General features: G+C 70.6%; 24 protein-coding genes. 12 read left to right on the top strand and 12 right to left on the bottom strand.

Going from position 1 to position 20,958, the window contains the following annotated elements; genetic code table 11:
• Positions 1-142: 142 nt before the first annotated feature.
• The gene (locus tag ABD810_RS38380) at positions 143-685 is read left to right on the top strand and encodes a CGNR zinc finger domain-containing protein (protein WP_344952731.1); all 543 of its coding nucleotides are present in this window, start codon (positions 143-145) and stop codon (positions 683-685) included.
• Here ABD810_RS38380 and sodX read toward each other — a convergent pair.
• Positions 643-978 carry a nickel-type superoxide dismutase maturation protease gene (gene sodX / locus ABD810_RS38375; RefSeq protein WP_344952729.1) on the bottom strand — a complete coding sequence of 112 codons (336 nt, stop codon included), beginning with the start codon at positions 976-978 and terminating at the stop codon, positions 643-645. The two genes, ABD810_RS38380 and sodX, sit on opposite strands and share 43 nt — an antisense overlap.
• Before the next feature lie 91 nt (positions 979-1,069).
• Between sodX and sodN the strand changes: the two genes are divergently transcribed.
• The 3 genes from sodN (at position 1,070) to ABD810_RS38360 (ending at position 2,934) form a co-directional block, all read left to right on the top strand.
• Positions 1,070-1,471 (top strand): superoxide dismutase, Ni, encoded by a 402-nt coding sequence (gene sodN, locus ABD810_RS38370; protein WP_344952727.1) that lies wholly within the window; start codon positions 1,070-1,072, stop codon positions 1,469-1,471.
• Positions 1,472-1,699: 228 nt separating this feature from the next.
• Complete coding sequence (locus ABD810_RS38365; RefSeq protein WP_344952725.1) at positions 1,700-2,137, top strand: ATP-binding protein; 438 nt, start codon at positions 1,700-1,702, stop codon at positions 2,135-2,137.
• A complete protein-coding gene (locus ABD810_RS38360) occupies positions 2,134-2,934 on the top strand; it encodes an RNA polymerase sigma factor SigF (RefSeq protein ID WP_344952723.1) in 801 nt (266 codons plus the stop codon). Before ABD810_RS38365 ends, ABD810_RS38360 begins: the two co-directional genes overlap by 4 nt.
• Positions 2,935-3,012: 78 nt before the next feature.
• Here the strand turns inward: ABD810_RS38360 and ABD810_RS38355 are convergent, their stop codons facing one another.
• Positions 3,013-3,390 carry a hypothetical protein gene (locus ABD810_RS38355; protein ID WP_344952721.1) on the bottom strand — a complete coding sequence of 126 codons (378 nt, stop codon included), beginning with the start codon at positions 3,388-3,390 and terminating at the stop codon, positions 3,013-3,015.
• A 60-nt stretch (positions 3,391-3,450) separates the two neighbouring features.
• Here ABD810_RS38355 and ABD810_RS38350 point away from each other — a divergent pair, with 60 nt between their 5' ends.
• Together ABD810_RS38350 and ABD810_RS38345 are read left to right on the top strand one after the other, a co-directional pair.
• The gene (locus tag ABD810_RS38350) at positions 3,451-4,446 is read left to right on the top strand and encodes a diacylglycerol/lipid kinase family protein (protein WP_344952719.1); all 996 of its coding nucleotides are present in this window, start codon (positions 3,451-3,453) and stop codon (positions 4,444-4,446) included.
• 287 nt (positions 4,447-4,733) lie between these two features.
• Positions 4,734-4,988, top strand: a complete 255-nt coding sequence (locus ABD810_RS38345; protein ID WP_344952717.1) for a WhiB family transcriptional regulator — start codon at positions 4,734-4,736, stop codon at positions 4,986-4,988.
• A 165-nt stretch (positions 4,989-5,153) separates the two neighbouring features.
• Here ABD810_RS38345 and ABD810_RS38340 read toward each other — a convergent pair whose 3' ends face one another.
• A complete protein-coding gene (locus ABD810_RS38340) occupies positions 5,154-6,611 on the bottom strand; it encodes a histidine kinase N-terminal domain-containing protein (RefSeq protein ID WP_344952715.1) in 1,458 nt (485 codons plus the stop codon).
• Positions 6,612-6,680: 69 nt separating this feature from the next.
• Between ABD810_RS38340 and ABD810_RS38335 the strand changes: the two genes are divergently transcribed.
• From ABD810_RS38335 to ABD810_RS38315, 5 genes are all read left to right on the top strand, one after another.
• The gene (locus ABD810_RS38335) at positions 6,681-7,907 is read left to right on the top strand and encodes an 8-amino-7-oxononanoate synthase (protein ID WP_344952713.1); all 1,227 of its coding nucleotides are present in this window, start codon (positions 6,681-6,683) and stop codon (positions 7,905-7,907) included.
• Positions 7,904-8,647 (top strand): GntR family transcriptional regulator, encoded by a 744-nt coding sequence (locus ABD810_RS38330; protein WP_344952711.1) that lies wholly within the window; start codon positions 7,904-7,906, stop codon positions 8,645-8,647. Before ABD810_RS38335 ends, ABD810_RS38330 begins: the two co-directional genes overlap by 4 nt.
• Before the next feature lie 64 nt (positions 8,648-8,711).
• On the top strand, positions 8,712-9,428 hold the full coding sequence (gene bioD / locus ABD810_RS38325) for a dethiobiotin synthase (protein WP_344952709.1): 717 nt from the start codon (positions 8,712-8,714) through the stop codon (positions 9,426-9,428).
• A gap of 28 nt (positions 9,429-9,456) precedes the next feature.
• Entirely contained in the window at positions 9,457-10,455 is a 999-nt protein-coding gene (bioB, locus tag ABD810_RS38320) for a biotin synthase BioB (protein ID WP_344952707.1), read from the top strand.
• Positions 10,456-10,529: 74 nt separating this feature from the next.
• The gene (locus tag ABD810_RS38315) at positions 10,530-12,176 is read left to right on the top strand and encodes an acetolactate synthase (RefSeq protein ID WP_344952705.1); all 1,647 of its coding nucleotides are present in this window, start codon (positions 10,530-10,532) and stop codon (positions 12,174-12,176) included.
• Between the two features lie 61 nt (positions 12,177-12,237).
• Here ABD810_RS38315 and ABD810_RS38310 read toward each other — a convergent pair whose 3' ends face one another.
• Together ABD810_RS38310 and bsaP are read right to left on the bottom strand one after the other, a co-directional pair.
• Positions 12,238-13,914, bottom strand: coding sequence for a protein kinase domain-containing protein (locus ABD810_RS38310; protein ID WP_344952703.1), 1,677 nt, complete (start codon positions 13,912-13,914; stop codon positions 12,238-12,240).
• Positions 13,915-14,084: 170 nt separating this feature from the next.
• Positions 14,085-14,267 carry a biotin synthase auxiliary protein BsaP gene (gene bsaP, locus ABD810_RS41300; protein ID WP_486387635.1) on the bottom strand — a complete coding sequence of 61 codons (183 nt, stop codon included), beginning with the start codon at positions 14,265-14,267 and terminating at the stop codon, positions 14,085-14,087.
• A gap of 227 nt (positions 14,268-14,494) precedes the next feature.
• Between bsaP and ABD810_RS38305 the strand changes: the two genes are divergently transcribed.
• Complete coding sequence (locus tag ABD810_RS38305) at positions 14,495-14,875, top strand: thioesterase family protein (RefSeq protein ID WP_344952701.1); 381 nt, start codon at positions 14,495-14,497, stop codon at positions 14,873-14,875.
• A 36-nt stretch (positions 14,876-14,911) separates the two neighbouring features.
• On the opposite strand, the gene ABD810_RS38300 is transcribed toward ABD810_RS38305, so the two are convergent.
• The 7 genes from ABD810_RS38300 to rsrA form a co-directional block, all read right to left on the bottom strand.
• Positions 14,912-15,124 carry a biotin/lipoyl-binding carrier protein gene (locus ABD810_RS38300; RefSeq protein ID WP_344952699.1) on the bottom strand — a complete coding sequence of 71 codons (213 nt, stop codon included), beginning with the start codon at positions 15,122-15,124 and terminating at the stop codon, positions 14,912-14,914.
• A gap of 101 nt (positions 15,125-15,225) precedes the next feature.
• Complete coding sequence (locus tag ABD810_RS38295; protein WP_344952697.1) at positions 15,226-16,611, bottom strand: acetyl-CoA carboxylase biotin carboxylase subunit; 1,386 nt, start codon at positions 16,609-16,611, stop codon at positions 15,226-15,228.
• Positions 16,612-16,806: 195 nt separating this feature from the next.
• Positions 16,807-18,090 (bottom strand): HD-GYP domain-containing protein, encoded by a 1,284-nt coding sequence (locus tag ABD810_RS38290; protein WP_344952695.1) that lies wholly within the window; start codon positions 18,088-18,090, stop codon positions 16,807-16,809.
• A complete protein-coding gene (locus tag ABD810_RS38285) occupies positions 18,087-19,451 on the bottom strand; it encodes an HD-GYP domain-containing protein (protein WP_344952693.1) in 1,365 nt (454 codons plus the stop codon). Before ABD810_RS38285 ends, ABD810_RS38290 begins: the two co-directional genes overlap by 4 nt.
• Positions 19,452-19,483: 32 nt before the next feature.
• Positions 19,484-19,606: a hypothetical protein gene (locus tag ABD810_RS38280; protein ID WP_344952691.1), complete on the bottom strand. Its 123-nt coding sequence runs from the start codon at positions 19,604-19,606 to the stop codon at positions 19,484-19,486.
• Positions 19,607-19,723: 117 nt separating this feature from the next.
• A complete protein-coding gene (locus ABD810_RS38275; RefSeq protein ID WP_344952689.1) occupies positions 19,724-20,656 on the bottom strand; it encodes an NAD-dependent epimerase/dehydratase family protein in 933 nt (310 codons plus the stop codon).
• Positions 20,657-20,685: 29 nt separating this feature from the next.
• A complete protein-coding gene (gene rsrA / locus ABD810_RS38270) occupies positions 20,686-20,955 on the bottom strand; it encodes a mycothiol system anti-sigma-R factor (RefSeq protein WP_344952687.1) in 270 nt (89 codons plus the stop codon).
• Positions 20,956-20,958 lie beyond the last annotated feature (3 nt).

Here is a 20,958-nt window from a genome sequence, read left to right as displayed (position 1 = left end):
CCGAAGCACCTGGTCCCGATACCCCTCCCCCACCCGAGGGCCTCCGCCGCAGGCCCCTAACCCGCCCGCCGAGGCCCTCCGCCGGCCGTTCCATGTAATACTCGATATCCCGACTCGTCTCTTACCTGCGGTGGAATTCCACGTGGACCTGACCTCGTACGCCGAGCTCGCGGTGCTGCTGGTCAACAGCGAAGACGCGCTCGATTCCCTGGAAGGCGCCAAGCGGTTCCTCGTCGAGGCCGGGCGCGCCAGGCACGCCGGCCGCCTCACCCGAGCCGACCTTCAGGCGCTGCGCGAGCTGCGCAGCGAGCTGGCCGCCGTCTTCGCCGCCGCCGCGCGCCACGAGGAGCAGAGCGCCGTCGACCGGCTGAACGCGCTCCTGATCCGGCACCCGGTCCATCCGCAGATCTCGCGGCACGACGGGCAGCGCTGGCACCTGCACCTCACCGAGGGCGGGCAACTCTCCGGCGAGTACGCCGCGGGCGCGATCATGGGGCTGACCGCCCTGGTCACCGAGCTCGGCGTCGACCGGCTCGGGATCTGCCAGGCGGCGCCGTGCGGTCGCGCCTACCTGGACACCTCCTCCAACCGGTCCCGCCGCTACTGCTCGGAACGCTGCGCCAGCCGGGCCAACGTGGCGGCCTACCGCGCTCGCCGCCGGGACCTCAGCGGCCACCGCGCCTGACCGCGCCTCAGCGGCCAGTAGCGGAACACCACGCGGCCGACCAGGAGCGACGAGGGCACCGCGCCGAAGTCCCAGCTGTCCTTGCGCCCGGGCGCACGCTGGTTCTCGCTCTCCAGCCACCACCCGTCCTCGTCCCGCCACGCCGCCCGCTTGACGATCATCAGCGCCGGGTCGGCGGGCAGCCGGGCGACCACGAGATCACCGGGCCGCACCTCCGCTCCCCTGCGTACGACGAGCCAGTCCCCGGCCCGGAGAACGGGCGACATCGAGTCGCCCTCGACGCGGACCCTCATGCGCCGCATCCCCTTCCGATCCGGTGAATCAAGGCTAGTAAGTTGGGCATTGGAAAGTGCTCCCTGATATCAGCTTCAAGGAAGGAAACCGATGCTCGCACGACTGCTGCGGCCGGGCCACGTGGCCTCCGCGCACTGCGACCTCCCCTGCGGGGTGTACGACCCCGCTCAGGCTCGCATCGAGGCGGAGTCCGTGAAGGCGATCATGCAGAAGTACGCCGACAACGACGACCCCGTCTTCCGCGCCCGCGCGCTGGGCATCAAGGAGGAGCGAGCCGACCTGGTCAAGCACCACCTGTGGGTGCTGTGGACCGACTACTTCAAGCCTCCGCACCTGGAGCAGTACCCCCAGCTTCACCAGCTGTTCTGGGATGCCACCAAGCTCGCCGGAGCCGCCGGGGCCAAAGGCACCGTCGACGTGAGCAAGGCGGACGAGCTCCTCGGAAAGATCGACGATATCGCGAAGATCTTCTGGGAGACCAAGGCCGCCTGAGCCTTCATGCCGGTTCTGGCCTCGCACGGTCTTACGGTCGCGCGGGGCCAGAGGCTTATCGCGGGTCGGCCGCGTCGTGGGGAGGACGCGATGTCAACGAAAGGACAGCGGGACGTCAGGGAAACTGGCCGCATTTCTACAAGATCACGACTATCGGCGCGTCCCAGTCCTGCAACACGGGGCACGGGGCGGTAAGTTGCTAATCAGCAGCTCTGTGCGAGGAGGAACGTGACCGACGAGACAGCGACGCGTGCTGACGGTATCCCTGGTGGCCTCGCGGGGATCCGTGACGCGGTGAGCGTGCGTCTGCCCGCTGCGAGTGCCTACTTGTCCGTGCTCCGCACGGCCACCGCCGGCCTGGCGGCACGGCTCGACTTCACGCTGGACGAGATCGAAGATCTTCGTATCGCGGTCGACGAGGCGTGCGCCATGCTGCTCGGCCACGCCGTGCCCGGCACCGATCTGATCGCCGAGTTCGAACTGACCGGCCAGGAGATGATCGTCCGCGTGGAGGTGAGCACGGTCGGCCAGGCCGAGCCCAAGCGCGACGACTTCGCCTGGATGGTGCTCACGGCGCTGGCCGACGACGTCGACGCCGAGACCGATACCCCCGACCGCATGGCAATCGTGCTGCATAAGCGCCGAGGCGCTGCGAGGCTGTCGTGACGGAGAGGACCCGGGCCGTGGCCGGCAGTGACAGCACCGTCCCCGACAGGGTGCGGGCCCGCGGGCTGTTCGGTGAGCTGGCCGAGTTGCCCGCCGACGATCCGCGTCGCCAGCGCATCCGTGACGAACTGGTCGAGCTCCACCTGCCCCTGGTCGAGTACCTGGCACGGCGCTTCCGCAACCGCGGCGAGTGGCTCGACGACCTCACCCAGGTCGCCACCATCGGCCTGATCAAGTCGATCGACCGCTTCGACCTGGCGCGGGGCGTTGAGTTCTCCACGTACGCCACCCCGACCATCGTGGGCGAGATCAAACGTCATTTCCGCGACAAGGGCTGGGCCGTCCGGGTGCCGCGTCGCCTGCAAGAGCTCAAGCTCTCGCTGACCAAGGCGATCAGCGAGCTGTCGCAGCGGCAGGGCCGTGCGCCCACCGTCGCCGAGCTGGCCGCTCACCTGCAGATGACCGAGGAAGAAGTGCTGGAGGGCCTGGAGTCGGCCAACGCCTATTCCACGGTGTCCCTCGACGCTCCCGACTCCGGTGACGACGACGCTCCCGCCGTATCCGACTCGCTCGGCATCGTCGACGAGTCCCTGGAGGGCGTCGAGTACCGCGAGTCGCTGAAGCCGCTGCTCGAGCGGCTGCCGCCTCGCGAGAAGCGCATCCTGCTGCTGCGGTTCTTCGGCAACATGACCCAGTCGCAGATCGCCACCGAGCTCGGCATCTCACAGATGCACGTCTCACGCCTGCTCGCCCGCACCCTCGCCCAGCTCCGCGAGGGCCTCACCGCAGAAGACTGACCGCATCGCCGCCACAGCCTCACCGCCGGAGACCGCCGATCCGGCCGGAGGCGTCGACCCGCCCGGCCACCGGCCGGGCTAGTCCTCGATCATGGCGCGCGTCGTGGCGGGCGCCAGCAGCGTGACCAGACCGGCCAGCGCGACGACGATCAGCAGAACGCCCGGCACATACTGACCCGACTGGACGAGCGAGACGGCGACCGGCAACGCGAAGATCTGCGTGACCACGCCCGGGGCCCGGCTCCATCGGGCGGCGTGCAGGATGCCCCACGCCACCCAGAGCAGGGCGGCGCCGACGACGACGCCGAACGCCGAGACGATGATGGAGCTGCTCACGTCGACCGGCGAGCCGACAACGGTCTGCACGCCGGCATAGCCGCCGAGCACGACGGCCGTGACGCCCTCCAGCGCGAGGACGGCGGCGGCGACGGTCAGGGTGACCGGACGGTTCGACATATCCGGTCACCCTACTTGAGCGAGGTCCCGGGTGCGGGACCGGTGGATACGCTGGTCGGCATGCGCGCACTCCTCCTGATCAACCCCACCGCGACATCGACCAACCGGCGTACGAGAGACGTCCTCATCCGCGCTCTGGGCGCGGCCGTCGATCTGTCGGTGGAGGAGACCGGGTACCGAGGGCACGCGACCATCCTGGCCGGCGCCGCGCGCGAGAAGGGGTTCGACGTCATCGCGGTCCTCGGTGGCGACGGGACCATCAACGAGGCGGTCAACGGCATGATCGCCGGCGAGCACGCGCGGCCGGCGCTGATCGTCCTTCCTGGCGGGAGCGCCAACGTCTTCGCCCGGGCTCTGGGCCTGCCGAACGATCCGGTGGAGGCGACCGGCGCGGTGCTGGAGGCGATCCGCGAGGGCCGGCGCCGCACGGTCAACCTGGGCCAGGCGATCTGGGAGCTCGGGGCGCTCGGCGAGGAGGCCCCCGGCGACGTCCCCGAACCGGCTCCCGGCACCGCAGCGCCCCCCAACAGCCGATATTTCACCTTCTGCGCGGGGCTGGGGTACGACGCGGAGGTGGTCAGGGCCGTAGAGGGCCTGCGCGGCGCCGGATACAAGGCCTCGCCGAGCCGGTACATCAACACCGCGCTGCGCCACTACCTGATGACCGACCGCCGCAACCCCGCGCTTCGGCTGGAGCGCCCCCACCAGGCGGCCGTCGACGGCATCTTCATGACGATCATCTGCAACACCGCGCCGTGGACCTATGCGGGCAGCCGTCCGATCAACCCCACACCCTGGGCGGGGTTCGACACCGGCCTCGACATGCTCGGCCTGCGGCGCATGGGTGCACTGGCCATGCTCAGGCTGCTCCGCCAGATCACCGGCGAGCGCATAGGCCTGCCCCGGGGCGGGCATCTCGTGCATGTGCACGACGAGGAGATGTTCACGCTTTCGGCCCGGCGGCCCATGGCCTTCCAGCTCGACGGCGACTATCTCGGCGAGCGCGAGCGCGTCACGTTCCGGTCCGTCCCAGGCGCATTACAAGTTCTGGTCTAAATCGTCACATCTGGTCATAGTGTGATGCATCCGACAGCTATATCCGGCAAAACGTTCTCCCAAACCTCTTGCGTGACCTGGGCACGCCTGAAAAGCTCAACACGACGTCGGAACGTAGGACGTTTGAGGATCCACCCATGCTTCCTCAAAGGTCTGCGGCGATCACGCGAGCATTCCTGGACGCCCAACCATGGCACAGGCAAAAGTTCGCCTTGGTTAGTGAAAGTGTTCACAAACATCCGTCACCGGACGGAGCCGCAGGCTCCACCTACGAAGGAGTGGAACGCATGGACTGGCGCCACCGCGCTGCCTGCCGTGACGTGGACCCCGAGCTGTTCTTCCCGATCGGCAACACCGGCCCGGCACTCATGCAGATCGAAGAGGCCAAGCAGGTCTGCCACAGTTGCCCCGTCAGCGAGCCGTGCCTGAAGTGGGCCATCGAGTCCGGCCAGGACGCAGGCGTGTGGGGCGGCCTCAGCGAGGACGAGCGTCGTGCGCTCAAGCGCCGCACGGCCCGCGCCCGCGCCCGCGCGGGTGTCTGAACCCGCCGAACGACCCCCTGCCTGTGCCAGTCGCGGAACGAATACCACATCCACACAGGCCTTCCGCACCGCCCCAGCGTCGCGGCGTACGGAACGGACACGCCCGGCATCGCACCATGCGATGGCCGGGCGTCGCAGTTCACGGGCCCATCCCTCGCAACCTACTCACGCGGGCTGCACCGGGATGGTCAGCGAGACCTCGGTCCCCCCACCCTGACGGGGCTTGACGGCCAGCCGCCCCGAGAGCTCCCCGACGACGAGCGTGCGGACGATCTGCAGCCCCAGGCTGGTCGACGCCTCCAGCTCGAAGCCTTCTGGCAGCCCCTCGCCGTCGTCGGCCACGATGAGGTCGAGCCTCTCCTCGGTGCGTGACACGATCACCTTGATGGTGCCGGACCCGTAGGCGAAGCCGTGCTGCACGGCGTTCTGGAGCAGCTCGGTCAGCACCATGGCGACCGGAGTGGCGATCATCGCGGGCAGCATGCCGAAGCTCCCCACGCGGCGCGGCATCACCTTGGACGCCGACACCTCCCCGGTCATCATGATGACGCGGTCGGCGATGTCGTCGAAGTCGACGATCTCCTCGGGCGTGTGGGACAGCGTCTCGTGCACGATGGCGATCGAGCCCACCCGGCGTACAGCCTCCTCCAGCGCCTCGCGGCCCTCGGGCACCTGCAGGCGCCGCGCCTGGAGCCGGAGCAGCGCCGCCACCGTCTGCAGATTGTTCTTCACCCGGTGGTGGATCTCGCGTATGGTCGCGTCCTTGGTCAGCAGCTCGCGCTCGCGGCGGCGCAGCTCGGTGACGTCCCTGATGAGCACGAGCGCGCCGATGCGGCCACCGCCCACGATGAGCGGGATCGCACGGAGCTGCACCACGTTGGCGCCCGCCTCCACCTCGGTCTCCCGGGGCGCGCGACCGCTCGCCACCAGCATGAGGTCCTCGTTGATGGGCTCGTCGCGGTAGCACAGCGCGGCGGTCGTCTTGCCCAGCTCCGAGCCCACCAGATCGGCGTTCAGCCCAAGGCGCCGGTAGGCGGACAGCGCGTTGGGCGAGGCGTAGGTCACCCGCCCCGCGCGGTCGAGCCTCAGCAGCCCGTCACCGACCCTCGGGGAGCGGACCAGGATCGGCGCCTCCTCCGGAAAGGGGAAGCGCCCCTCGGCGACCATCTGCGCCAGGTCGGAGGCGCTCTGCAGGTAGGTGAGCTCCAGCCGGGACGGCGTGCGCGCCGAGGACAGGTTGGTGGACCGCTGGATGACCGCCACGAAGTGGTCGTCGCGCCGCACCGGGATGGTCTCCTCGCGCACGGGAACGCCGCTGGACCAGTCGGGGTCGCCCTCGCGGCAGATGCGGTGCTCGTTCCAGGCCGTGTCGATCAGGGGGCGCTCTCCCGCCGCCACGATCGAGCCGACGACGTCGTCGTGGTAGACCGTCGGACCCGTTGTCGGGCGCATCTGCGCCACCGCCACCCATCCCGGCTCGTCGCGCAGCGGGATCCACAGGATCAGGTCGGCGAAGGACAGGTCGGCGAGAAGCTGCCAGTCGGTGACCAGCGAATGCATCCACTCCACGTCGGCGGGATCGAGAGTGGTGTGGCGCGCCACCAGGTCGCTGAGAGTCGGCACCTGTGCATCATGCGTGCTAACCACCGCCCAAAGCGAATCGACGGCGCGAGGCCTGGGAAGATTCCTCAGATGGAGCACAAAGAAGTGCCCGCTTACCCCCTGGAGCGTACGGCGAGCGTGGCCGCCGGCACGAGCGAGGCCATGAACACCGATCCTCTGGCGCGGTTGCGCACGGCGGCCGCCACTCGCGAGGCCGCCGGGCTCAGGCGCGCCCTGCGTCCCCGCACTCCCGACCACGACGGCCTGGTCGACCTGGCCTCCAACGACTATCTCGGGCTGGCGCGCGACGAGCGGCTGGTCGCCGCGGCCGTACGGGCGACCGAGCGGTGGGGCACCGGCTCAACGGGGTCTCGGCTCGTCACCGGGACCACCATGCTGCACGCCGAACTGGAGGAGCGGCTGCTGTCGTTCGCCCGCGCCCAGCGGGCGCTGGTCTTCTCGTCGGGGTACCTGGCGAACCTCGCCGCGGTGGCGACGCTGGGGGCCGGCGGGCTGGTGGTCAGCGACGAGGGCAACCACGCCTCGATCATCGACGCCTGCCGCCTGTCGCGCGCGCGGGTCGCCGTCACCCCGCACAAGGACGTCGAGGCGGTGGAGAAGGCTCTGGCGAACCGCACCGAGGAGCACGCGCTCGTGGTCACCGACGCGGTCTTCTCCGTCGATGGAGACCGCGCGCCCATCCGGGACCTCTACGCGGCGGCCGTACGGCACGGCGCGCTGCTGGTCGTGGACGAAGCCCATTCCCTGGGCGTGGTGGGCGAGCGGGGGCGCGGAGCGGTGGACGAAGCAGGGCTCGCGGAGGCGCCTACAATTGTGAGAACCATCACACTTTCGAAGTCGCTCGGATCACAGGGTGGAGCTGTGCTAGGCGCTTCTGAGGTGGTGGAGACGCTGATCGACACAGGCCGGGCGTTCATCTTCGACACCGGTCTCGCGCCCTCGGCCGTGGCGGCCGCACTCGCGGCCCTTGATATTGTGGTCGACCATCCTGACCTGCCAAGACAGGCTCGTGACAACGCATCGGCACTGGCCCGCGCGGCCGCGGAACGTGGACTCCCCACCACGGACCCGGCGGCGGCCGTCGTACCGGTCGTGCTCGGCCCTCCGGACGTCGCGCTCTCCGCCGCCGCGGTGTTCGCGAAGCACGGAGTACGCGCCGGGTGCTTCCGTCCGCCGTCGGTGCCGTCTGGCCGGTCTTGTCTGAGATTGACCGCACGGGCCAATCTGAGTTCGGATGATCTCGCGGTGATCGGACGCGCGCTCACCGCCGTGGCCGAGATGAAGGTGAACGTGTGACGGAAGACTCTCCCCGGATTCCCAAGTACTACGACGTCAAACGGAACTTGCTGGAACTCACCAAGTCTCTGCCCGCCGGCGCGGCGCTGCCGCCCGAGCGTGCCCTCGCCGTGCGCTTCGAGACCTCGCGCACGACCGTGCGGCAGGCGCTCACGGAACTGGTCATCGAAGGGCGGCTCCTGCGCATCCAGGGCAAGGGCACCTTCGTCGCCCAGCCCAAGGTGGCCCAGGTGCTGCAGCTCACGTCGTACACCGGGGATCTGCGCACGGTCGGCCTCGAGCCGGACACCAAGATCCTCGACATCAACTACATCACGGCCGACGAGACCCTGGCCCGCCGGCTGTGCATCAACCCGGGCGGCCGGGTTCTGCGCATCCACCGGCTCCGCCTGGCCAACGGCGAGCCGATGTCCATCGACACCACCCATCTGTCCGCCCGGCGCTTCTCCCGGCTGCGGCGGGAGCTGGAGGTGCACGCCTCCCTGTACGAGACCCTGCACAACGCCTACAACGTCCAGCTCACCGACGCCGAGGAGATCATAGAGACGGTGCTGGCGACGCCCTACGACGCCCAGGTCCTGGGAGTGGACGTCGGGCTGCCGATGCTGCTGCTCACGCGGCACGCCTTCGATGCCGAGGGCAACCCGGTGGAGTGGGCGCAGTCCCTCTACCGCGGCGATCGGTACAAGTTCGTCACCCGCCTCCGCAGGCCGCCGGAGACCGGCGGCCCCGAGCGCTGAGGCACGCGGACAGGCGGCCGCAGGGGCGGCGACCGCCTGGTCCCGACCCTCTAGTGTGGTGCCGGTGAGCATCCTGGTGGTCACGGGCACCGACACCGGCGTGGGCAAGACCGTGGTCACCGCCGCGGTCGCCGCCCTGGCGCGCGAGAGGGAAGTGCCCGTCGCGGTGGTCAAGCCCGCGCAGACGGGGGTCGCGGCGGAGGAGCCGGGAGACCTGGACGAGGTCATCCGGCTGTCCGGGGTGTGCACCACATTCGAGTTCGCGCGATTTCCCGACGCGCTCTCGCCCGCCGCCGCGGCCCGGGCGTCCGGCCTGCCCCCGGTCTCCCTCGCCGAGGTGGCCGAGCGGACCGGCGAGCTCGCCGCCACCCACCGGCTGGTGGTCGTCGAGGGCGCGGGGGGGCTGCTCGTGCGCTTCGACGAGGAAGGCGCCACCATCGCCGACCTGGCCCGCCTGCTGCGCGCCCCCGTCCTGGTGGTCGCCAGAGCCGGGCTGGGCACGCTCAACCACACCGCGCTGACGCTGGAGGCGCTCGCGGGGCGCGGCCTCGACCTCGCCGGGGTGGTGATCGGCTCCTGGCCGCGCGAGCCCGGGCCGGCCGACCGCAGCAACGTCACCGACCTGGAGACGCTGGCCGCCCGCCCGCTGGCCGGAGCCCTCCCGGAGGGGGCCGGCGCGCTCGACCGTACGGCTTTCGCCCGAGTGGCCCGAGATGGACTGGGACCCCTGCTCGGCGGCGGGTTCGACCCTTCCCGGTTCCGGGCAACCCTTAGTCTGTGACGCAACCGACAAGGGAGCAACAGGACCGATGAGTATGGACATCCTGGAGATCGCCCGGGTTCAGGTGCTCGAAGAAGGCCGTGGGCTCTCCTCCGCTCAGGCCCTGCGGTGCCTGGAGCTGCCCGACGACCGGCTTGCCGAGCTGCTGGCCCTCGCCCACGAGGTGCGCATGGCGTGGTGCGGCCCCGAGGTCGAGGTGGAGGGCATCGTCTCCCTCAAGACCGGCGGCTGCCCGGAAGACTGCCACTTCTGCTCGCAGTCCGGGCAGTTCACCTCTCCGGTGCGTTCGGTCTGGCTCGACATCCCCTCGCTGGTCCAGGCGGCCGTCGAGACGGCCCAGACGGGGGCGACCGAGTTCTGCATCGTGGCGGCCGTGCGCGGCCCCGACCAGCGGCTGATGGACCAGGTCCGCGAGGGCGTCAAGGCCATCCGTGAGGCCGTCGAGATCAACGTCGCGTGCTCGCTCGGCATGCTCACCCAGGAGCAGGTCGACGAGCTGGCCGAGATGGGCGTCCACCGCTACAACCACAACCTGGAGACCGCGCGCTCCCACTTCGGCCAGGTGGTGACCACCCACACCTGGGAGGAGCGCTGGCAGACCTGCGAGATGGTCCGCGAGGCCGGCATGGAGCTCTGCTGCGGTGGCATCATCGGCATGGGCGAGACCAGGGAGCAGCGCGCCGAGTTCGCCGGTCAGCTCGGCGAGCTCCGCCCCGACGAGGTCCCGCTGAACTTCCTCAACCCCCGCCCCGGCACCCCGTTCGCCACGCTCCCGCTGGTCGAGGGGCCCGAGGCGCTGAAGACCGTGGCGACGTTCCGGCTGGCGCTGCCGCGCACGATCCTGCGGTACGCCGGGGGCCGTGAGCTGACCCTGGGCGACCTCGGCACCCGCGACGGCATGCTGGGCGGGGTCAACGCCATCATCGTCGGCAACTACCTCACGACCCTCGGCCGCGCACCCGAGCGCGACCTGGAGCTCCTGGCGGACCTGAAGATGCCCATCAAGGCGCTGTCGCCGACGCTGTGACTTTAGAGTCGCCTTCTGAGCAGCTCAATGGGTGCTCAAGGATTGACCGGGGACAGAAAAGGTAATTAGACCTCATGGAGTCTGCAAAGCATGCCGGTGACGTCGCGGTCGCCGTCTCACGAGCCTATGGTGCCGAAGTCATGTTCACCCTCTCGGGCGGGCACGTCTTTCCCTTGTACGACGGCGCCGTCCACGACAACATGCGCATCGTCGATGTGCGACACGAGCAGAGCGCGGTGTTCGCCGCCGAGGCCACGGCCCGGCTGACGCGGCAGCCCGGCCTCGCGGTGCTGACCGCCGGCCCCGGCATCACCAACGGGGTCAGCGGGGTCGCCACCGCCCACTACAACGGCTCGCCGCTTGTGGTGATGGGCGGGCGCGCCCCGGCGTCCCGCTGGGGGTCGGGCGCGCTCCAGGAGATGGACCACCCCCCGATCTTCGAGACGATCACCAAGCTGGCCTTCACGGCCGGCGGCGCCGACTCGATCGGGCAGGACGTCGAGATGGCCTTCCGCACGGCGATCGCCCCCCATCGCGGCCCGGTCTTCCTCGACTTCTACATGGACCACCTGTTCTCGCCGTCCCCGGCGCATGAGGCCGAGACGCTGACGCCCTCCCCGCTGGAGCCCGACGGCGAGACGCTGGCCACCATCGCCCGGCTGATCGCCGAGGCCGAGCGTCCGGTGCTCGTGGTGGGCTCCGACGTGTGGATGGACCGCGCCGAGGAGGCGGCCCGTGACTTCGCCGAGGCCTACCGGGTTCCGGTGGTACCTAACGGGCAGGGGCGCGGCATCGTGCCCGCCGGGCACGAGCTTCTCGCCACCCGGGCACGCGGCATCGCCCTCTCCCAGGCCGACCTGGTCATCGTCGCGGGCACCCCGCTCGACTTCCGCCTCGGCTACGGCTTCTTCGGCGGCAGGAACGGCGTTCCGCTGGCCAAGGTCGTGCACCTCGCCGACGCCCCGTCACAGCTCGCCACCCATGTCGAGACGGCCGCCTCGACCGCGGGAGACCTGTCCCTGCTCTTCTGGGGCCTCCGGTCGGCCTGCGCGGAGGCGGGCGTGTCCCCCACCTCCCACGACGCCTGGGTCACGAGGCTGGCCGAGGAGTCGCGGGCGGCGATCGCCGACGACGTCGAGTTGATGGAGTCGGACGCCGACCCCATCCACCCGATGCGCATCTACGGCGAGCTCAACCGCATCCTCGACGACGACGCCGTGGTGATCGGCGACGGCGGCGACTTCGTCTCCTACGCCGGGAAGTACATCGAGCCCCGCAAGCCCGGATGCTGGCTCGACCCCGGGCCGTACGGCTGCCTCGGCACCGGACTCGGCTACTCCATCGCCGCCCGCATCGCCCGCCCGTCCTCTCAGGTGGTGCTCCTGGTCGGCGACGGCGCGGCGGGGTTCTCGCTGATGGACGTGGACACGCTGGTGCGCCACAAGCTCCCGGTCGTGATGATCTGCGGCAACAACGGCATGTGGGGGCTCGAGAAGCACCCCATGCAGATGCTCTACGGCTACGACGTCGCCGCCGAGCTCCAGCCGCAGTGCAGGTACGACCAGGTCGTGACCGCCCTCGGCGGCGGAGGCGAGCTGGTGACCTCCCCCAAGGAGATCGGGCCCGCGCTGCGACGCGCGTTCGACTCGGGCGTGCCCTACATGGTCAACATCGCCACCGACCCGCAGATCGCCTACCCCCGCACCACCACGGGCATCTGACCACGCGGCCGCCGGCACCCGGCGGCGTCCGACGACAGCCTCCGGAAGCAGGGCGGAGGTCTCAGGAGGCCGTAGGGGTCGGCGTCCCGCTCGTGGGGCCACTGGGCTCGCCACAGGGGATGCCCTGCTCCACGACGATCGCGACGCGGCGGTCCACCGCCCACGACGTGCCCGGCGCCGGGTTCTGGTCGAGCACCCGGGTGCAGCCCTCTTGGCTCGGCTCGCCGCTGATGTCCACGCTGACCTTGAAGCCGGCGGCCTGGAGCTTGGCGGTCCCCAGCTCCTGAGTCAGGTTGATCACCCTGGGCACGACCTTCTTGGCCACCTGTGACGGGGTCGGGCTGGTCGTCGCCTTAGGCGGCCTGGACGGCGTGGGGCTCTTCACCGTCGGAGTCGGCGAGCGCGGCTCATCGGTCTCCTTGGTGCTGTCGACCGTGGGACGCGCCACCGGAGCGGTCGACCGGGGCGGGCGGAGCGTTCGCTTGGGGGACGGGCTGACCTGGGTGGGGGTCTCGGTCGGGGTCACGGCCACCTGGGCCGCCGATGCTCCGGAGTTCGCGACCTGGTTGAAGGCGACCGCGCCGACACCGCCCAGCAGGGCTCCCACCGCGATGACCCCGACGACCAGCCCGGTCCTGCCGCCCCTGCGAGCGGCACGGCGACCGCGGGCGCCGCCTCGCTGCCCGGGAGGCCCGGACGGCCCCGCAGAGCCCCCTGAGGGGGAGTGGGCCGCGGTAGGTGAGGTCGCGGCGGCCAGGATGTACGGAGGAGGCGTGGAGGTGACGGCCTTGCCTGCGTCGCCCTCCTGCCACGGCGGCCGGGCCGCGTGCGCGCCGGTCTCGGGGGTGGCGAGCTGCGACGGGTGGCCCACCCCGGTCGTCGTGCGCTCCGCGGAGATCATGCCGGTCAGCCCGGCCATGCCGGACACCGCCATCGAGGCCCCGGTGTCGTCGCGCATGGTCTGGCGCGCGGCCACGCTCATCTCCGCGGCACTGTGCCACCTGCGCGCCGGGTCCTTGACGAGGGCGCGTTCCACGAGATGCCGCACGGCCGGCGGCACGTCGGGCGGCAGCGGCGGCGGGTCCTCGCGGATGTGCTTCAGCGCGATCGTGACAGGGGTGTCACCGTCGAACGGCCGGTGGCCGGCCAGGCACTCGTAGGCGACCACTCCAAGGGCGTAGAGGTCGACGGCCGGGGTCACCGGCTGGCCCTCCGCCTGCTCGGGCGCGCAGTAAGCGGCCGTGCCGAGCACCATGCCGGCGTCGGTGAGCCGGTGCCCCATGTCGGCGCGGGCGATGCCGAAGTCGGTCAGGACGAGCGTGCCATCTGGGCGGACCAGCAGGTTGCCGGGCTTGACGTCGCGGTGCACGATGCCCCTGTCGTGCACGGCCTGCAGGGCCGAGGCGGCCTGCGCGATCAACTCCATCGCGGGCTCGGGCGCGATGCGGGTGAGCCGGGTGAGCAGCCGGTCGAGCGGCTCGCCGTCGACGAACCGCATCACGAGGTAGGCGGTGGGGCCGTCCCCCGGCACATCGCTCACACCGTAGTCATAGACGTCGACGACACCCGGATGGTTGATCGTGGCCATCGCGCGTGCTTCCCCCTGGAAGCGGGCGGCGAAGCCCGGGTCATCCATCCGGCCTGGTAACAGCACTTTCACGGCGACGGTGCGGGCGAGGACCGTGTCCTCACCGCGCCACACCTCGCCCATGCCACCGGCACCGAGACGGACGTCCAACCGGTAACGTCCCGCCAGTGTGGTCCCTTGGGCCACCATGCTTCCCCCGCTTACTCCAATCCGGCCAACCCGACGTCACCCCAGAGTCCTCAAACAAAGCGGATTTGTGTCGCGGCCAGGTCACGCCGTGGTCACAAAATCCTGGTGGTCCCAGGGTTCACGCCTGCCTGTCAGCAGGCCGTCACACCGTGTTCTCCGCAGCGGGCGGACCAACCCCGCGGCGTCACCTGCACGACCAGCCGGCGTCGGCAATCCGGGCAGTAGCGAGGTGGCTCCATGAGCCGCGCGGCCTGGCACGCGGAGTGATCGTGGTCTCCTTCAAGACGCCCGCAGTGGTCGCAATAAGGGCTCACGCGAGAAAGCGTATTGCATCGTTCCCCGCCAAGGCCGCCAACCGGCGAAGGTGGTGCGAGACAGCGCGAACGGGATGGCGGTCGGCGGACCGCCTGGTCGCGTACCGTAGCGGCCGGTCCGCCTGTTCCCGTCGTACCTGGACGGCGGGCCGTCGCCCGTCGTACCTGGACGGCGGGCCGTCGCCCGTCGTACTTCGACGGCGGGCCGTCGCCTTAGGCTTGCGCCCATGACGATCGAGCCGGGGATGCGTGCCGAGGTTCTCATCATGGTCGAGAGGAGCGACACCGCGATCAAGATGGGGAGCGGCGATGTTCCCGTGCTGGGAACTCCGCGCCTCCTGGCGGTCGCGGAGGCCACCACCATGCGCGCCGTGCACGGCCACCTGGCCCCCGGCCAGACGTCGGTCGGGACCAAGGTGACACTGGAGCACCGCGCGGCGAGCCCCGTCGGCACGCATGTGGAGGTGTCCGCGGAGCTGGTCGAGGTGGACGGACGACGCCTGGTCTTCGAGGTCGTCGCCAGGGACAGGGTGCGCACCGTGGCCACCGCGACCATCGAACGCGTGATCGTCGACCGCGACCGCTTCCTCTCAGGCCTCACCCGCTGACCCAGAGCCCCGTCCGGCCGTGGCCGGTTCCCGGGCTCATTCGATGACCGCGATCAGGTCACCCTCCTGGATGACGTCGCCTTCGGCCACCTTGAGCTGGGTCAGGACGCCCGAGTCCTCGGCGAGCACCGGGATCTCCATCTTCATCGACTCGAGGATGACCAGCGTGTCGCCCTCACTGATGCTGTCGCCCTCACTTGCGACGATCTTCCAGACGTTCGCCACCATCTCGGCACGTACTTCCGCCACCGGAACTCCCCTCAATCAATGATCCAACTGTGCCAGAAGGGTCGTGCTCATCGTCGCACCCGAACGGTGCTCATCGGCGATGGCCTGCGGCCCCTCTGACCTCACGCACGCATGCGGGCGACCAGCCCGGTGTCGTAGTCACCACCGGTGAACTCGGCGTTCTCCAGCAGTTCGGCGCAGAACGGCAGGTTGTTCTTCGGCCCTTCGACGCGGAACGCCGCCACGGCCTCGCGGGCCCTCGCCAGCGCCTCCTCGCGGTCGGCTCCGTGAACGCACAGCTTGGCCATCAGCGGGTCGTAGAACGGCGTGACGGTGTTCCCCGCGACGTATCCGGAGTCGACGCGGACACCGGGCCCGGACGGCTCCTCCCAGACGTCGATCTTGCCGGGTCCGGGGAAGAACCGTTTGGGATCCTCTGCGTACACCCGAAGCTCGATGGCGTGCCCGGTGACCTCGACCGGATGCTCGGGTGAGGCCGTGGGGAAGTCGGCGGGCTCTCCCGCCGCGATCAGCAGCTGCTGCCGCACGAGGTCGACGCCGGTGACGAGCTCGGTCACCGGATGCTCCACCTGGAGCCGCGTGTTCATCTCAAGGAACACGAAGTCCTGTGCGTCGGCGTCCACGAGGCACTCGACGGTGCCCGCGCCGCGGTAGCCGACCGCCTCTCCGGCCCGCACGGCGGCGGCCAGCATGCGTTCGCGCAGCTCGGGGGTGACACCGGGAGAGGGGGACTCCTCCACGACCTTCTGGTGGCGCCGCTGGACCGAGCAGTCGCGCTCGCCCAGCGCGACGACGGTGCCGTCGGCCAGGCCCAGGATCTGCACCTCGACATGGCGTGCGCGCTCGATGTAGCGCTCCAGCAGGATCGCCGGCCCCCGGGACGCGCCTTCGGGGTCGCCGCCCGTGCCGCCGCCGAAGCGCTCCGCCGCACGGGCGGCCGTTTCGTACGCCTTGGTGAGCCCGGCCTCGTCGTGGGCGACGCCCATGCCGATGCCGCCACCGCCGCCCGCGGCCTTGACCATGACGGGGTAGCCGATCTCGGCCGCCGCGATGCGGGCCCGCGCCAGGTCGGTCACCGACTCCCGGGTGCCCGCGGCCACCGGAACCCCGGCCCGCTCCATGAGGTTCCGAGCGTTGATCTTGTCGCCCATGCGCTCGATCGCATCCGGAGAAGGCCCGATCCACACAAGGCCCGCGTCGATGACGGCTTGGGCGAAGGCGGCGTTCTCGGCGAGGAATCCGTAGCCCGGGTGAACGGCCTGCGCGCCCGTCACGCGGCATGCCTCGAGCACCTTGGCGGTGTCGAGGTAGCTGTGGGCCGGGGCCGAGGGGCCGAGCAGGAAGGCCTCGTCGGCCTCCAGGACGAATGGAAGATCGGCGTCGGCCTCGGAGTGCACCACGATGGCCCGCAGGCCCATGGCTCTCACCGTGCGGACGATCCGCCGCGCGATCTCCCCGCGATTGGCCACCAGAACGCTCTCGAACACCGGCCGCACTCCCTTCGACGGTTCACACCTTATGGCCCGAGCCACGCCGGACCCCTCGCGCGAAACCACCGATCCCCCGTGTCACGTCTGTAGGAAGTCCACAACGGCACGTAGCGGGAAGACCGTTCCCCCATCGAGCCCCGCCGATGCCTCAGCAGGGACGCGGCGTGCCGGGAAGCCGGCTCGACGAGGAGGTCAGAGGCGGTTGAAGGGCGTCTGGCGGTCGATGACCTTGGCCATCGCCTCCACCACCGCGGGATCGTACTCGTCGCCGCCGTCGAGACGCAGCCGCTCCAGCGCCGCGGCCGCGCGGTCGCGGTCGGTCGAGCCCCCGACCAGGTCGTCGTAGGCGTTGGCCGCCTTGATGATGCGGCTGGCCGGCGGCGGCAGGTCGGGGCCGGTGAACGGGTCGCCCTGGCGGCGCACGATCTCGGCCACCCGGTCGAGCACTCCGGTCTTCTTGATGACCTCCGCCCCCAGCTCCGCGATGCTGCGGGCCTGCTCGCGATCGGTGAGCACGGTGGCGCCGCCGGGAATGGGGTCGCGCAGGGACAGCTGGCCGATGTCGTGCATCAGCGCGGCGTACTCGAGCTCCAGCAGCTCGGGCTCTGCCATGCCGAGCTCCCGGCCGATCGCGAGGGACAGGCGGCTGACCCGGCGCGAGTGCCCCGGCTCGACGTACCCACCCACCTCCGTGACGCGGGCGAGCGCCCGGACGGTCTGGAGATAGGTGGCACGGATGCCGGCGTACTTGCGGAAGGCCACCTGGGTGACGAGCAGCGGCGCCGCGAACACGACGAGGGCGGCGAGGTTCATGCTGTGCGAGGCCAGGGCCAGCAGGGTGCCGGACGCGGCGACGGCGGCGCCGAGCGGCGCGGCCATGCGCAGCTCGTCGCGGACGGCCACGTGGAAGGCCGTGCGCACCTGCTCGGCGCGGAGCACGGCGGCGATGACCACGTCGGCCGTCAGCATCGCCGTGATCAGCACGGCCATCACACCGAGCACCACCCACCAGGTGTCCCTGCCGGCGCCGGTCGTGGTGGCGTAGAGCGTCGAGGCGAGGGGCCGGTAGGCGAAGGCGAGCAGGGCCCCCGACAGCAGCCGGCGCGCGATCGCGTCGAGTTGCGGTGGCCTGCCGACCGCGAGATGGGGCAGCGCGCCCACGGCCATGCCCGCCGCCATGACCGCGACCACCTGGAGCGCGGAATGCCGCGTCGGCTCACCGCCCACGTCGAGGAGCAAGGTGTATCCGAGGGCGGCGGCGGCCCCGATGGGGGCGACCTCACGGTTTCCCGGCATGGTGAGCCGGGCGAGCTCCCCGGCCGCCACCAGCACGCCGAACGCGATCGCGATCTGGGGGTCGAGGAGCCCCACCGCGGCCGTGTGGGCGACGCCGGCGATGGTCACCATGCCGGCCGCGCAGATCAGCAGCAGCTGTCCGGAGTCGAGCCCTTGCAGGGGCCGGGTCGCGATGGTCACCGCTCCGACACCACTTCGATCGGCATGGTGGGGTCGTCGTGGTCCTTGGCCGCGGTCTCGACGACCTCGTCGTCCTGGGGGGCGGGGACCTTGCCGGGGGGATCCCAGCCTCGCCGGTTCACGGCCCGGATGAAGGCGCCGACCATGACGGGGTCGAACTGCGTGCCGGCTCCCTTGCGGAGCTCGGCCGTCGCCTCCTCGATCGACTTGGCCTTGCGGTAGGCGCGGTCGGAGGTCATGGAGTCGAAGGCGTCGGCGACCGCGATGACGCGGGCGAACTCGGGGATCTCGGCGCCGGCCAGCCCCATGGGATAGCCCTTGCCGTCCTGACGCTCGTGGTGGTGCATGATGCCGGCGAACGCCTCGTCGAGGAAGTCGATGCCGCGCACGATCTCCAGGCCGCGCATGGGATGGAGCTGGATCGCGGCGTACTCCTCTTCGGTCAGGCGGCCCTCCTTCTGCAGGACCTTCGTCGGGACGCCGAGCTTGCCGACGTCGTGCAGCATCCCGGCGTAGCCGATGGCGCGCGTGCGTTCAGGGCCCATGCCGATCTCCTGCGCGATCATGGTCGAGGCGCTGGAGACGCGCGTGCAGTGGCCCCGGGTGTAGTAGTCCTTGGTCTCCACCGCCTGGCACAGGGCGGCGATCGTCGCGTCGTACGACCGCTGCTGGGCCAGGTATTGGCCGAAGGCCCATCGCGCGACGAACAACGGCAGCAGCACCAGCACCGCCGAGATCGACTGGACGGTGGCCCACAGCCCGGCGATCAGCAGCCCGAAGGTGGCGTAACCGAGGTAGGACACCAGGAACTGGACGAGCCCGCGCAGGGGGACCTCGTCCATGTGGAGCCCGCCCACCAGCGACAGCATGACCGCGAACAGCACGAAGTTGAGCGGCACGAACACCGCCGCCGCGCCCATGAAGGGGCCGAGCATGTCGGTGAACCGGTGGTCGGCCGGCACGCCGGGGTGGCCCCCGAGCCAGTGGAAGACCTGCCCGGCCACGTAGCCGCAGATGGCGAACTGCGCCCCGTTGAACAGACGCTTGTGCACCGCGAGGCCAGGCCGCACGCTCAGTACGGCGGTCGCCCCGACCAGCGCCGCGCCCACATCGCCCACCAGGACCACCGCGGCCAGCGCCGCCGAGAAGCTGACCGACATCGCCGCCTGCTCGACGTTGAGCAACGTCGGAACCGACTCGCAGACCAGGAACAGCAGGGCCAGGACGAGCAGCGTGGGCCACTCGGCCGCGCCCAGGCCCGTGGGGGTCCCTGGGAAGAGGAACCCCCGCCCGATCAGTGCCGCGGCCACCCCGACGATCAGTACGAGGTAGACCTTCGCCGGCCAAGGTAGATCACGCACAGCCGCCGCCTAGGGCCGTCACGGGCACGCGCTCAGGTCCAGGAGATCCCCGAGGGCACTTCGATCGCGCCCCCCAGGAGAACCGCCAGAGCCAGCAGCCCGAGACCCCATCCCGGAGCGCTGAGCCCTATGGCCGCCACCATGCGTGTGGCCATTGCCTTCACCATGTGCCGCCTCCCCATCGAATCCGGCTTCAGGCTACAGAAACCGAGGTGAGCCGTACGGGAAGTCGAAGAATCGCATCCAAAGCGTAATCAAACCACTACCCGGAGCTAACGCGATCTGGCCCATTCGACCGTGGCCTTCAGACCCGTGAGAAGGTCGGTGCGCGGGCGCCAGCCGAGACCGGCGAGCGCCGGGGCGGGGTCGACCGCCATGGCGGGCAGGTCCCCCAGGCGCGCGGGCTCGGACCTCGGCCGGTCGGGCGCCCCGGCGGCGGCGGCGATGAGGGAGTGCAGCTCGCGGTCGGTCGTCTGCACGCCCGTACCGAGGTTGAACCTGCCCCCGCCGCCTCGCTGGCCGCAGGCGCGGACGAATCCGTCCACGACGTCGTCGACGTAGATGTAGTCGCGGGTCTGGGATCCGTCGCCGTAGACGACGGTCGGCTCGCCGCGCAGCAGCGCGTCGGTGAAGATCGACACGACCCCCGCCTCGCCGACCGGCGACTGGCGCGGGCCGAAGACGTTCGACAGGACCAAGGTGGTGTAATCGAGGCCGTGCAGCGCGCGGTACATCGAGAGGTAGACCTCGCCGCTGAGCTTGGAGGCGGCGTACGGCGAGCGGGCGTCGGTGACCGCGTCTCCGGGCACGGGGATCACGGCGGGCCGGCCGTACACCGCGACGGAGGAGGCGTAGAGGACCTTCCTGGCACCGGCGGCGCGCGCGGACTCGAGGACGTTGACCGTGCCCTCGACGTTGAGCCGGGCGTCGAACACGGGATCGGCCACACTCGCGCGGACGCTGATCTGCGCCGCGAGATGGCACACGACCTCGGGCCGCCACTCGGCCATCAGCCCGTTCAGCGCGGGGTTTCTGATGTCCATCTCGTGCAACCGGAACCCCGGGCCGGCCGCGGCGGCGCTGAGGTTGTCGCGGTCGCCCGACGACAGGTCGTCCACCACGGCGACCTCGTGCCCGTCGGCCAGCAGCCGGTCCACAAGGGTCGATCCGATGAACCCGGCACCGCCGGTTACGAGTAGCCGCATCCCGGCATCCTAGGGGATCTCCCCGCAGGTCACTCCGAGGCGAGCTGGGCCCGGACGGCCGCGATGCGCTTGAGCACCTTGGAACGCAGTTCGTCCGGCGCGGTGTCGCATCCGCAGTGCTTGGCGACCAGTTGCTTGACGACCTGTTCCAGGCCGTATTCCTCCAGGCAGGGCCCGCACTCGTCGAGATGCTCCCTTATATCCGACCGGCGCCGGGCGTCCAGCTCGCCGTCGAGAAAGGTGTACACCTTGTCGAGGACTTCCTTGCAGTCGGTGTCATGCGGCTTGCCACAGCTCATGCC

The sequence above is a fragment of the Sphaerisporangium flaviroseum genome, from assembly GCF_039537005.1.
GTDB lineage: Bacteria > Actinomycetota > Actinomycetes > Streptosporangiales > Streptosporangiaceae > Sphaerisporangium > Sphaerisporangium flaviroseum.
The sequence above is the reverse complement of the archived record's forward strand: the minus strand, read 5'-3'. Positions and strand labels throughout refer to the sequence as shown.